We start from the raw sequence: 14206 nt of genomic DNA, 5'->3' as shown, positions 1-14206 counted from the left end.
TTTCTTAATAAACAAATATAGATTATTTTATTTTCTCAAATTGAGTTTTCCAATACTTTTTTTATCTGCTCTCGCGCAACATTTTTTTGATGTTCAATTGTATCATCCGGCTCCAGAATATCATTAAGGTAAACTTTTACTTTTCCGGGATGACCTTTGGAATAATCAAACGGAAACATCTCTTTCAGACCTACAAAAGTGAAACTCGCAATGGGGAAATCATGCTTTGATGAAAGAATAAAAGCACCGTCTTTAAACTCATCTAAAATAATGGAAGTATCATCCGGAACGCCCCCTTCCGGAAAAATTACTACACTTTGTCCTTCTGCCATTCTTTCGGCGCATCTTCGGTAAACATCGGCGCGACTTTTGGCAGAGCTACGATCCACCATCACGCAAATTCTTTTATAAATGGTACCAAAAATCGGGATTTTCACCAACTCTTTTTTTCCTACATAACATAAAGGGTGATCCGGAATTAAAATACAGGGTAAAAGGACATCTATAATAGAAGTGTGGTTGGCAATAATAACATACTGTCTGTTTTCCTCAATTCTTTTGTCAGTAAGGTAAGTTTTTTCGTAGCGGAAACCCATTCCGTAGAACATCCCGAAGCACCAAATTCTGATGAATTTGTAGCAGTATTTGTAATGTTCTTTTCGGATAGAAAGTAGCAGCACCGGAATTCCTAAAACGATGGTAAGTACAGTTCCGAGAAGAACAAACCAGCCACGCCAAATATAGTTGAGAATTTTAGACATCCTCAAAAATATAATTTATCCGTTAAAAATCACTCTTTTTTTTACAGAATAATTAAGGATCGAAACCAAAAGAATCGCCGCAATTTTACTCAGCATTTCCGGGCTGAAAACAAAAAAGCCCAAATCGATGTTATCCTTAAAGACGAAATTGAAAAAAATCTGAAAGAATGATAAACTTAAAATGGTCGATAAAAAACTTACAGACATAAAGTAAGCAAACTCTCTTCTTTTAGAATGTTTGCCTCTTTCAAAGACAAACCAAATGCTAAGAAAATAATTGGTAATAATCCCAAGAGAAGTAGAAAAAATATTACTGAATGGAAAGTGAATGCCATGAAAATCAGGTTCTAAACTGATCATTTTTGGCAAATGAACGCTTAGAACTTTAAAAGAACCTATTTCTACTACAGCGCTTAACGCACCTGCAATAATAAAGAAAAAAACCTGTTTCTGTTTCAGTAAAAGTTGTTTCATAAAGTTGAGCTGCGCAAATTTATAACTATATGTTAATTACCTGAAAAAATTGTTAATTATTTTTTTTATATCAAATATCTTTCTAAATTAGTTTTGCCAAAGAGGGATATTTTACTTGATAGATTTTCATTTTCAAAGTGTTAAGGAAGTGTAATTTTATCTCGATGAAGATTGAATTACCAGTTAATTTAGCCATTAATAATCAAAAAAAACAATGAATTCTAACCGCCCATCTTACAGAAAATTCAAATTCGAACAAAAAAAGATTGAAGCACTCGAAAAAACCAATCCGCGTTTTAAACGTATTTTTGATGAGTACGAAACCATGTCCGAAGAACTTCATACGTTGGAAACAAGCGACAGTGTGGAAGTTCCCGATGATTTCCTGAATGCCATTAAATTGCAGACCGAATATTTGCGTGATGAGATAGACGACTGGCTTTTAGAAGACAACAACTTCACACAGTAATTTTATAACAATTTATAATCAAGACTCGTGGTTTCATGAGTCTTTTTTGTGAATGTTAATTAAAATTAAATTAATATTTTAGCGGATTAAACATAATTACTATGATTGCCATTATCGACGGCGGTTCTACGAAATGCGACTGGGTAATTCTCGAAACTTCGGGAAAGCCAAATCTTAAAACTACAACACTAGGTTTCAATCCCAATATTATCAATCCGGAATTTATTCAGGAAGAAATAGATAAAAATCAGGAACTTTTTTTCCTTAAAAATCATATCAGCAAACTATTTTTCTATGGTTCGGGTTGCGGAACTGCAGCTAACGCCGAAAAAGTGAGAAAAGAATTTGAAAAAACTTTTCCCAATGCGGAAATCACAGTGAAAGAAGATATGACAGCTGCAGCTTATGCCGCTTACAACGGAAATCCTGCCATTATCTGTATCCTCGGAACCGGTTCGAATTCATGTTATTTCGATGGTGAAAATATCAGAATCGATTTGCCTTCGCTTGGGTTTCTCATTGGTGATGAAGGAAGCGGAAGTGCACTTGGGAAACATTTGCTTCGAAGATTTTTCATGAAAAAACTTCCGGACGATTTAAGGGGAGAGTTTAACCAGATTTATAACCTTACCATTGAGGACGCAATAAAAAATATGTATCATAATCCTAGAGCTAATGCTTATTTGGGTGAATTCAACAAGTTTATTGCAGAAAGAAAAAAGCATCCTTATTTCCAGAATATGGTCTTTGATGAAATGAAAAATTTCCTCGATTATCAGGTTTTGCCTTATCCTGAAGCAGGCGAGGTCGAAATAAATTTCATAGGATACATTGCGTATATTTATGAAGATGTTCTTCGTGCAGCTGCTGCAGAACTGAATCTGAAAATTGGCAAAGTAGTACAGAAGCCCATTGAAAGTTTGGTAGATTATCACAAACAGTACATCCTGAATTTGGCTTAAAATTCAGAATAAAAAAAATTAAAATTATGGCATCCAATAATAAAAGAGACGAAAGTAAATTTAATCAGGCCGCGCTTGATTATCATAAAGCAGAACCGAAAGGTAAAATTGAAGTCATTCCGAGTAAACCTCATACCACGCAAAGAGATTTGTCATTGGCATATTCTCCAGGAGTAGCAATTCCTTGTTTGGAAATCGAGAAAAATCCAAAAACGGTTTATGATTATACCGGAAAAGGAAATTTGGTGGCTGTAATTTCTAACGGAACTGCGGTTCTTGGTTTGGGAGATATTGGTGCAGAAGCTTCGAAGCCGGTAATGGAAGGGAAAGGATTGCTTTTTAAAATTTTTGCGGACATCAATGTTTTCGATATAGAAATTAATGAAAAAGACCCGGACAAATTCATCGAAATCGTAAAAGGTATTGCTCCAACTTTTGGTGGAATCAACCTGGAAGACATTAAAGCTCCCGAAGCTTTTTATATCGAACAGCGTTTGAAAGACGAACTCGATATTCCTTTAATGCATGATGACCAACATGGAACTGCGATTATTTCCGCAGCAGCTTTAATTAATGCCCTTGAAATTGCAGGAAAGAAAATTGATGAGGTAAAGGTGGTAGTCAATGGAGCCGGAGCTGCTGCAATTGCCTGTACAAAGCTTTATATTGAGCTTGGACTTGATAAGAAAAATGTGTTGATGTGCGACAGTAAAGGGGTCATCAATCATAAAAGAGAAAACTTAACGCCCGAAAAAATTGGTTTCGTGGCGCAAACGAATATAGAAACTTTAGAGGAAGCAGTAAAAGGCGCCGATGTTTTTGTCGGACTTTCCAAAGGAAACGTCATGTCGCCTGAAATGTTGTTGAGCATGGCTGAAAATCCTATAGTTTTCGGTTTAGCAAACCCAACTCCGGAAATCGATTATAATTTGGCGATGGATACGCGTAAGGATGTTATCATGGCAACCGGACGAAGCGATTTTCCTAATCAGGTGAACAACGTTTTGGGATTCCCTTATATTTTCCGTGGAGCTTTGGATGTTCAGGCTTCAGGAATTAATGAAGCGATGAAACTGGCTGCAGTTCATGCGATTGCAGATTTGGCAAAAGAGCCGGTTCCGGAAATGGTTATTTTGGCTTACAATCTTAAAACTTTAAATTTCGGAAGAGATTATTTTATTCCGAAACCCTTTGATAACCGTTTGCTTACAAGAGTTTCCATAGCTGTTGCAAAAGCAGCGATGGAAAGCGGAATTGCTGGAAAGCCTATCGAAGATTTTGCGGCTTATGAAAACGATTTGCTCGATAGAATGGGTCGTGATGAAAAGCTTATCCGAATGATGCAAAACCGCGCCAAAGCAAATCCAATGCGTATTACACTTGGAAATGCAGAAGAATATAATGTTCTGAAAGCGGCACAAATTCTTTATGAAGAAGGAATTGCAAAACCAATTTTATTGGGTGAAAAAAAATTCATTTTGGAGCAAATGGAAAAATTCGGAATTGATATTGATGTTCCGATTATTGACCCTAATGACGATGACCAACAGGAAGCACGTGTAAAATACAGAGAAACTATCTGGAAACTTCGCAACAGAAAAGGCGTGAACGAATACATTGCGAAAAGACTCGTTCGTCAACGCGATTATTTCGGGCCTTTGATGTTGAAACACGGCGATACTGATGCACTTTTGGTAGGATATTCCAAAAACTACAGAACCGTTCTTCGCCCAATTATGGAAGTCATTGAAAAAGAAAACGGCGTACAAAAAATTGCATCTATGATGATGATTTTGAGTGAAAAACGTCAGTATTTCTTCTCTGATGCTTCAATTCAGAATAATCCAAGTGCTGAAGATTTGGTGAGTATTGCAAAAATGTCTGAAATTACCGTGAAAACTTTCGGTGTTGAACCAAGAATTGCGATGCTGTCTTTCGAAAATTTCTCTTCCAACTCCGAAACTTCGAAAAAAATGGCAAAAGCAGTACAAATGCTTCACGAGAAATATCCGAAAATGATTGTGGATGGAGAAATTCAGCCTGATTTTGCGATGAATGCGGACCATCTTTCAGATTATCCGTTTTCAAAATTGGGGACCGTTCCTGCCAATACATTTGTCTTCCCGAACCTCGAAAGTGCAAATCTCTCCTACAAAGTAATTCGAGGAATGAAAGTAGCGCAAGTTGTAGGTCCGATTTTAATGGGCTTGAAACAACCGGTTCACGTCATACAAATGCGAGCAAGCGTGGATGAAATTGTAAACCTTGCGACGATTGCGGTTTTGGATGCGCAGCGCAGACAGAACGGAAAATAAAGTTTGTTTAAAATATTAAAAAGTCAGCCAGAAAATTTTCAGGTTGGCTTTTTTTTATAAGGTATTGATCGCCTTTCTAAAAAAGGTTATTTGATTCAAATTTACTCTCAAAAGTATTATATTTGAAGTTTCACAAGAATTATGATTTATTCCTTAAAAGGTACGGTGCAGGAACTAGCACCAACATACGCGGTAATCGATGTTAACGGGGTTGGATATTATGTTGGAATAAGCCTTCAGACCTCAGAAAAATTATCGCTCGGAAAACCCGCTTTTCTTAACATTCAGCAGATCATCCGCGAAGATGCCCATTTGCTTTTCGGTTTTAACACAGTTTTAGAAAAAGAAATGTTCAATCTGTTAATTTCTGTTAACGGAGTTGGTCCTGTTTCAGCCATTATTATGTTGTCTTCATTGAGCATTCCCGAAATCAGTTCGGCGATACTTTCCGGGAACAGTATGTTGCTTCAAAAGGTAAAAGGGATTGGTGGAAAAACGGCGGAAAGAATTATTGTTGATCTTCGGGACAAGATGCAGAAATTCAGTGTTTCCGAAGAAAATATTTCTGGTTTTGCAGATAATAAAATTAAAGAAGAGTCGTTATCTGCTTTAGAAGTTTTGGGGATTCCCAAAAAGACGAGCGAAAAAATTGCGGACCGTATTCTGAAACAAAATCCGGATCTTTCGGTAGAAGAATTGGTGAAGCAGATTTTAAAAAACATTTAACATTTGGTGAAGAAGAGTTTTATACATTATAAATTTTATTTATTTATTTTTCTGTGTTTCTCCTTTGCTGCCTCAGCACAGGAAAAACCAAAGGACAGTATTAGCGTCCGCGAAGATTTCAGTTTACCCAACCCAACCCGTTATGAAGCTTATTATGATGTAAGCTCTGGTATGTATTACCTGTATCCGAAAATTGGGAATGTGGTAGTGGGAGCTCCTACGGTAATGACGGTGAAGGAATATCAGGCTTATGTAATGAGCAATCAGCTATCCGATTACTACCGCCAAAAATCCAACGATCATAATATTGTTGACAGAAAAGACCAAACGGATGCCCAGAAAAAAGGACTTCTTCCGAGCCTTAATGTAAAAAATAAACTTTTCGAAACTATTTTCGGAGGTAACAGGATTGAAATTATTCCACAAGGTTTCGCCTCATTCGATTTGGGTGGATTGTATCAGAAAATCGACAATCCTTTAATTCTTCCGCAAAACAGAAAAAATTTCGCCTTAAATATTCAACAGAGAATTCAACTTGGTCTTTTAGGAAGAGTAGGTGAAAACCTTCAGCTCAAAGCTAATTACGATACTCAAAGTGGATTTGCGTTCGAAAACCGTATGAATCTCGTTTGGCAAGCCAAAGGAACCTGGAAAGATTTACAAAGTAAAGGCCTCAACGATAAAACAACAGGTGGCGAAGACAAAGTCATCAAAAGAGTGGAATTCGGTAATGTGAATATGCCACTTTCAACGGGACTCATCCGAGGCTCGGAATCTTTGTTTGGTTTAAAAACTGAATTTCAACTGGGAAAAACGTACGGAACTTTAGTCTTCTCACAACAGCAGGGTGAAGCCAGAAATATTGTAGTTCAGGGAGGTGGAGCAGTGCAGACTTTCAAAATTAATGCGATAGATTACGAAGACAATCAGCACTATTATTTAGGTCAGTACTTCTACAGAAATTATGATAATGCTTTACTGAACTATCCTTTAATAAATTCCAAAATCAATATTACAAGAATTGAAGCCTGGGTTTTGGAGCAGGGTTCTGGTAACTTGCAGGAGCAAAAAAGTATTATTGGTATTCGTGATTTAGGTGAAGGTCCTTCCGGTTATCCTGATAACGCTCAAAATAATTTGTACAGCAGCATTAATGCATTGGGAAGCGGACTTCGTGATGTAAATACAGCGTATAATACCATCAACGGACAATCTTTTCCGAACGCGAACGGTGTTCCTGAAAATTATGTGGATGGCGAACAGTTTATTTTCAACAGAAAAGCAAGAAGATTAAATGCCGGAGAATATTCTTTCAATCCGCAATTAGGTTACCTTTCTTTAAATCAAAGGTTGAATGACAATCAGCTTTTGGCAGTTTCTTATTCATTTACCGTAAATGGCGAGAATAAAGTATATAAAGTTGGAGAATTTTCCGAGGAAAGTCCGGTTCTTCTAACCAAAGTCCTGAAACCAAACTCTGCGGTGAAAACCATTTCACCAATGTGGCGACTGATGATGAAGAATATTTATCCGATGAACGCCAACCAAATCAGTCAGGATAATTTTATGCTGAATGTTTACTACCGCGATCCACAATCCGGAAAAGTAAATTATTTACCGAATACATCAGTGCAGGATACCAATTTGTTGAAGCTTTTCAATTGGGACCGTTTGAATATGAACAACGATTTGCAAACGGACAACGGTTCTACGGGGGACGGTATTTTCGATTTTGTTCCAGGAATTACTATAGATGCGGAAGACGGAAAACTTATTTTCACCAAAGCGGAACCTTTCGGAGGCTATATGCAGAATGTTTTGGGGAATAACGATCCTAAATTTGTCTTCACGGATTTGTACGAACAGCAAAAACAAATTGCCTCACAAAGTAATTTGGCTTTAAGATATACCATTGAAGGCCGTTACAAAGGAACAACAGGAAGCGGAATTTCTTTGAACGCCATTAACGTTCCACAAGGTTCTGTAAAAGTTACTGCGAATGGGACTGTGCTTGTTGAAGGACAGGATTATACCGTAGATTATATGCTGGGTTCGGTAACGATTATTAACGAAGCCATCAAAAATTCCGGTCAGGCGATTAATATTTCACTCGAAAATCAATTAACGTTCAATACGCAGCGTAAAAGATTTTTAGGTTTAAATTTGGAGCGCCAGTTCAACGAACATTTGATGATTGGTGCAACGGTTGTGAACTATGCTGAAAGACCATTAACGCAGAAAGTTAATTTCGGTGACGAATCGGTGAACAATACAATGGCTGGTTTCAATTTAATGTACAATAATGAATTGCCGTTCCTTACCAGACTTACCGATAAAATTCCTTTAATTAATACAGAAGCGCCATCCAACTTAAGTTTCAAAGCTGAGGCAGCTTACTTAATTCCGGGACAAAATAAAGGAATTAACGACCAGTCTTATATTGACGATTTCGAACAGACTTCTTCAAAAATTTCGATTAAAGATCCTGCAATGTGGAGCTTAGCTTCCAAACCGGAGCTTAACCCAAATGATCCGATTTTTTCAACAGCCAACCAAAATGATAATTTAGCTTACGGAAACGGAAGAGGCTTGCTTTCTTGGTATAACATCGATCCCAGGTTTTATGGTGTTGGTGGAAAAGCGCCAAATGGGATTAATGCACAAACGGTTTCCAACCATGCATCCAGAAGAGTGGAAACAAAAGAGCTTCTGAACAACAAAGATTTTGTTGCAGGAGAGCAGACTTTCACCAATACCTTCGATATCAGTTATTTCCCGAATGAAAGAGGACCTTACAACGTTAACCAAGCTAACGAAAGTGCTTTGCAAAGATGGGGAGGATTAATGAGACCTATTTCTGTTTCCAATTTCACCAATTCTAATATTGAATATGTTGAATTTTGGATGATGGATCCTTACGCAGACGGAAATACTTTTGGAACAGCCCCGAAATTATTGCTGCAATTAGGTAACGTTTCCGAAGATGTACTGAAAGACGGAAAACTTCAGTACGAAAACGGTCTTCCAACACCTTCCGCACCTGCTTCAACTTCTACATCAACTTGGGGAACCCAACCTAACCAGTTCCCGGTTCTTTACGCATTTTCCAGCGAAGGAGATGAAAGAACAGCTCAGGATTTAGGTTATGATGGTTTGAACAGTGATGAAGAAGCAGCAAAATTCAATTTAAATCTTACCAATCCGGTAACCAATGAACCGGATCCGGCTTCGGATAATTTTGTATTCTATCTTTCTGATCAATTCAGTGGAAATCAGGCTTCTTCCGTAATGGAACGCTATAAATACTTCAGAAACCCGGAAGGAAACTCCAAAGCCAACACACTTGAAGTAGCGTCACAAACTCCGGATGCAGAAGATGCAAACAGAGATTACAACTTGGATCAGAGCGAAAGTTATGTTCAGTACACCGTTAATTTAGATAAAGCGAGCCTAGCATTAAACCAGAATTATATTGTAGATCAAAAAGAAGTTACTTCTAGATTTATGAACGGACAGAGCGGAACTAACAAATGGTATCTGTTCAGAATTCCTGTGGCGCAGTTCCAAACTGATGCCGGAGATCCTTCAGTGGACGTTCTGAACAATGTTCGTTTTGCCAGAATTATCCTTAAAGATTTTGATCAAACTTCTACGATCCGTTTTGGTTCGATGGATTTAGTGCGTTCTGATTGGAGAAAATATCCTAAAAATATTGCTTATCAGCCAGCTCCTATAGATCCAAATACACCGGATAACGAAGGAACACAGCAAGTGGATAACCAAAACTTCTTTGTTGGAAGTGTAAATCTGGAAGAAAACGGAAAAGGTTTGCCGCCTTACGTACTTCCTCCGGGAATCGACAGACAGGTTTTGAGTGGAAATGCAGGTTCGCAAAGACAAAACGAAGCATCATTATATATGAAGATGCTGAATTTAGGAAATGATGCAAAAGGGGTAACTAAAAATACTTATCTGGATATGCGCCGTTACAAAAAAATGAAACTTTTTGTACACGCAGAAGATATTAAACCGGGAGCTGCAAGCAACAGTTTGGATCCAAATGCAAAATTCTTCATCCGTTTCGGAAGCGATTATACAGATAACTACTACGAATACGAAGCATCATTAATGTACACACCACAAAATGCAAAATCTCCTCTGGAAATTTGGCCGGTGGAAAATGATGTGGATTTGGACATCCAAAATTTTGTGGATGCAAAAATGAAAAGAGATTTGGATGCTTCGGACAGAATTGCACAGCGTTATCAGTATGCTGATTATGGAGACGAAAACAAAAAGATTTTCATTAAAGGACGCCCAACTTTAGGGAACGTTACATCCATGATGATTGGAGTGAGAAATACTTCCACCTCTTCAAAAGACATTATTCTTTGGGTAAACGAAATTCGTCTTGCTGAAATTGAAAACGAAGGAGGTTCTGCAGCGAACGCAAGTGTGAACTTCAATCTTGGAGATTTTGCCATGGTAAATGCCAATGCTGCTTATGCAACTGTAGGATTTGGAACGATTGATCAAAGACCTGCCGAAAGATCACAAACTGCAAATTCGGCATTCAATATTAATACAACCGTGAATTTGGATAAATTCATCCCAGAAAAAGTAGGAATGAGAATTCCGGTAAATTATTCTTACACGCAAACGATTGAAGATCCTAAGTATAACCCAATCGACAATGATGTAGAATTCGCGAAAGCACCAAACAGAGATCAGCTAAAAAAGGTAGCAAGAACTTATACGCAGCAAAGAAGTGTGGGTGTAGTGAATATGCACAAAGAAAGAACTAATCTTGAAAAGAAGACCAAATTCTACGATGTTGAAAACCTTTCTTTAACTGCCGTTTATAACGACGATTATTACAGAGATGTTTATACTAAGAGAAATTACAGACAGTACTTCCGTGGTTATATAGATTACAATTACAATTTCAAACAGTGGACTTTAAAGCCGTTTAAAAATATTGTAAGTGATACAGCCAAATCTGCTAAATATTTGAAGTGGCTGAAAGAACTTAATTTTAATCCGGTTCCTACAAGAGTTTCTTTCAGAACCGAAATTGACAGAAATTACAACGAGCTTGAGTTCAGAAATATTGAAGCGATACTAAACGGAAACGCAGGTACTGAATTCGATGTCATTAAAAACAGAAACTTCTTCTTCGGATGGCAGTATAATTTAGGTTTCAACTTTACGAAATCTTTAAAAATGGAAATCAATTCTGCAACGAGAACGCTTAATGATAATATTAATGTGAACACAATGGACACCAAATCCATTTTCGCTTCACCTTTCAGAGCGGGAAGACCTGTGCTTTATAACCACAGAGTTCAGCTAAATTACGGTTTGCCTTTCGAATATTTGCCGTATCTGGATTTCGTAACTGCAGAATTGGGTTATAGTTTCCAATACAACTGGAATGCGCGTTCTACTGTTTTGCTCAACAGTCCGGATGGAAATTTGGGTAACCTTTCTCAAAACACCAATAATATTGTAGCAACTTCTTCTGTAGATATGCCAAAGTTCTTCAGTAAGTTTAAATATTTCCAGAACATCAGCAACACGATGCAGAAAAGAAGGATGGAAATAGATTCTTTAAACAACGTTTACACCCAAAACAGTTTGAAGAAAAACAAAAAGACCAACTTTAAGAGTTATAAATTCAAAAATAAATTAACGCCGTTCCAAAGTATTGCTTATGCTTTAACTTCGATGAGACAGCTTGACATTACTTATAATGAAAACAACGGAACAGTTCTTCCGGGTATGTTAAGTTCTCCGAATTTTTACGGATACGGACAAAACATTGGAGGTCCTACATTTGGTTTCCTTTTAGGTTCGCAAGCGGATATTAGAAGAACAGCTATTGAAAATTCTTGGCTTTCCGGTTCTGCATATATGAATGATCCGTATTCTCAGATGAGTACAAAATCTTTGGATGCCAATCTTCAGGTAATGCCTGTGAATGATTTGAGGATAAACTTCAATATCATGAAGCGTTTCAACAGAAATTTACTTCAGGGAGGTTATAATATCGATGCAGATCCAAGTACACCTAATATTTTTGATTTCGCTTTCGAAAATGAAATCCTTACTTATTCCAGATCAGCGTGGATGTTTAAGACTTCATTTAAAAATAATGATGAGGTGTATAAAAATATGATTGTGAATGCAAAAGTAATTTCCCAAAGTAGGGGTGGAACTATTTCACCGGATGGTTATGCGGAAGGTTATAGTCTTGCAAACGCATATGTTCTAATTCCGGCGTTCAAAGCAGCAGTGGAAGGTAAATCAGCAAACAGTCTTTTAGAGAATCCTAAAAATTCCGGATTCCCACTTCCGAACTGGAAACTGACTTATTCAGGTTTGAAAAATATTCCTTTCATCAACAGCCAGTTTTCGAAATTCGACATTCAGCACGGTTATACTTCTACTTTTACCGGAACAGGAATTCAGTCTAACATCGATTTCTATAACGATCCGAATGGATTTGATGTGAATAATGATCGGGTTAATCCTTATATCGTAAGTAATGTTGGTTATGTAGAATCCTTTGCACCACTTGTTGGGGTTGATGTTATGATGAGAAATAATGTGCAGGTCCATTTACAGTATAATAAAGACCGTTTGTTGATGTTAGGATTGGTGAATCATACTTTAACGGAAGATTACAGTAAAGAATACTTAATAGGTTTTGATTATTTAATTAAAGACTTTAAGATGAGGATGAACTTTAGAGGTAAGCCAAGAAACATTAAAAGTGATTTGAAATTCCGGGGAGATTTTTCTTTGCGCGACAGCAAAACCAAAATCACCAATATTTTGCTTGATGATTCTCAGGTTACAGGAGGACAAAGATTGTTGGGTATTAAATTATCTGCAGATTATAATATGTCAGAAAACTTTAATCTTAGAGTATTCTACGATCAATTGATGACGAAGTATAAAATTTCTACGGCGTTCCCACTTTCAACAGTTCGTGCAGGAATTACAGCGACGTTTAATTTCGGCGGCGGTTATTAATAAAATTGAATTTGCACTATATATATAATATAAGTAAATTTGAATCATCATAATAAACATTAAAAATGAACACACCATCAGAGTTAAAGTACACTAAAGATCACGAGTGGATCAAAATTGAAGGAAATGTTGCAACAATTGGTATTACCGATTTCGCACAGGGAGAATTGGGAGATATCGTTTTTGTTGATGTAGATTCTGTAGATGATGAACTTTCTGCAGGAGATGTTTTCGGAAGCGTTGAAGCAGTAAAAACAGTTTCCGATTTGTACTTGCCGGTTTCAGGAAAAGTGGCAGAGTTTAATGAAGCACTGGAAAACGAGCCGGAACTTCTTAATACAGATCCTTATGGAAAAGGATGGATTATTAAAGTAGAAGTAGCAGAAGATGCAGACCTTTCTCAATTGTTGTCTGCAGAGCAATATCAGGAATCACTTGGATAAAGTTTCGAAAATATTTAGTAAGATTTTGCCCATTTATTGGGCATTTCTTACTTTTATGCTTCTCAAGCCCGGTACAGAGAATAAAGAGTACTGGTTTATGTTCGATGGAATTGATAAGGTTTTACACCTTTCCATCTTCGCCGTCCTCGGCTTTTGTTTTATGGCAGCCTTGCCAAAAATAAAATTTCATTTATTTATACAGATAATGTTGGCATATGCATTCCTCACAGAAATTCTTCAGGACGAAATGCACTGGGGAAGATCTTCCGAAATCCTGGATATATTGGCTGATACAATAGGAGTACTTATTGGGTATTATCTATTTTATAAGGTAAAAGATCTTAATTTCTAGTATTTCTCAATACCACCCATTTCTTATTTTCTTTGATTTTAAAGGCTTTTATTTGAACTAAACACGTGTTTGATTCTTTGTGGAAAACTTTGATAAAAGATGTATCATTTTGTTTTACAGTATTTTAATGTACTGTTTTTTGCACAATTCAAAATAAATATCAAATCCGATTTGCTTTGTATAGTTCTTTCGTTCTATTTTTGCACCACTTTTCCACGGAGGAGTAGCGCAGGAGTAGATAATTTTAAAGGAAAAAGTTTTTTAAAAAAAAGTTGCAAAATAATTTGCCAGATTAAAAAACGTTCTTATCTTTGCAGTCCCGATTCGAGAGAAGGAGGAGCGCAGGAGGAGATTATAGGATTAAATTTAGAGTGAATAAAAATCTCTGAAAATTTTTAGAGCTGAAAAATAAGCAGTTAAATAAATTTTCAAATTTTTTTCAAAAAAGATTTGGTCAATTAAAAAATAGTTTATACTTTTGCACTCGCAAATCGGACGAAACGACAGAAAAAGAGTCCGGCGAGCGAAGAGAGAAGAGATCATTGAAATAAGATATAACAACCAAAAAGTAAGGAAAAACTAAAGCGTAAATAACTTTGAGTGAGCTTCGGACAAACATACAATGGAGAGTTTGATCCTGGCTCAGGATGAACGCTAGCGGGAGGC

Annotated in this window: 9 protein-coding genes; 7 read left to right on the top strand and 2 right to left on the bottom strand. The window is 36.9% G+C overall.

The genetic code is table 11. The features are described 5' to 3' along the window. Positions 1 to 35: 35 nt before the first annotated feature. Both Q0252_RS07930 and Q0252_RS07925 read right to left on the bottom strand, forming a co-directional pair. Positions 36 to 761 carry a 1-acyl-sn-glycerol-3-phosphate acyltransferase gene (locus Q0252_RS07930; RefSeq protein ID WP_297985154.1) on the bottom strand — a complete coding sequence of 242 codons (726 nt, stop codon included), beginning with the start codon at positions 759 to 761 and terminating at the stop codon, positions 36 to 38. A 15-nt stretch (positions 762 to 776) separates the two neighbouring features. Then, positions 777 to 1235, bottom strand: coding sequence for a GtrA family protein (locus Q0252_RS07925; protein ID WP_297985151.1), 459 nt, complete (start codon positions 1233 to 1235; stop codon positions 777 to 779). 214 nt (positions 1236 to 1449) lie between these two features. On the opposite strand from Q0252_RS07925, the gene Q0252_RS07920 reads away from it, so the two are divergent. The 7 genes from Q0252_RS07920 to Q0252_RS07890 all read left to right on the top strand — a co-directional run bounded on the left by Q0252_RS07920 (position 1450) and on the right by Q0252_RS07890 (position 13540). After that, positions 1450 to 1704, top strand: a complete 255-nt coding sequence (locus Q0252_RS07920; RefSeq protein WP_297985150.1) for a hypothetical protein — start codon at positions 1450 to 1452, stop codon at positions 1702 to 1704. A 101-nt stretch (positions 1705 to 1805) separates the two neighbouring features. Next, entirely contained in the window at positions 1806 to 2666 is an 861-nt protein-coding gene (locus Q0252_RS07915; protein ID WP_297985148.1) for a BadF/BadG/BcrA/BcrD ATPase family protein, read from the top strand. 26 nt (positions 2667 to 2692) lie between these two features. Beyond that, entirely contained in the window at positions 2693 to 4981 is a 2289-nt protein-coding gene (locus tag Q0252_RS07910) for an NADP-dependent malic enzyme (protein WP_297985146.1), read from the top strand. A gap of 141 nt (positions 4982 to 5122) precedes the next feature. Beyond that, complete coding sequence (gene ruvA / locus Q0252_RS07905) at positions 5123 to 5707, top strand: Holliday junction branch migration protein RuvA (RefSeq protein ID WP_297985144.1); 585 nt, start codon at positions 5123 to 5125, stop codon at positions 5705 to 5707. A gap of 21 nt (positions 5708 to 5728) precedes the next feature. Next, positions 5729 to 12745: a cell surface protein SprA gene (gene sprA / locus Q0252_RS07900; RefSeq protein ID WP_297985185.1), complete on the top strand. Its 7017-nt coding sequence runs from the start codon at positions 5729 to 5731 to the stop codon at positions 12743 to 12745. A 65-nt stretch (positions 12746 to 12810) separates the two neighbouring features. Continuing rightward, entirely contained in the window at positions 12811 to 13188 is a 378-nt protein-coding gene (gene gcvH / locus Q0252_RS07895) for a glycine cleavage system protein GcvH (RefSeq protein WP_297985143.1), read from the top strand. Further along, a complete protein-coding gene (locus tag Q0252_RS07890; protein ID WP_367174832.1) occupies positions 13133 to 13540 on the top strand; it encodes a VanZ family protein in 408 nt (135 codons plus the stop codon). The genes gcvH and Q0252_RS07890 overlap by 56 nt, the downstream gene beginning before the upstream one ends. Positions 13541 to 14206 lie beyond the last annotated feature (666 nt).

The organism is uncultured Chryseobacterium sp., from assembly GCF_936933875.1.
In the GTDB taxonomy this organism is placed as follows: Bacteria; Bacteroidota; Bacteroidia; order Flavobacteriales; family Weeksellaceae; genus CAKZIK01.
Note: the sequence above shows the minus strand (reverse complement) of the source record. Positions and strands in the feature narration are given on the sequence as shown.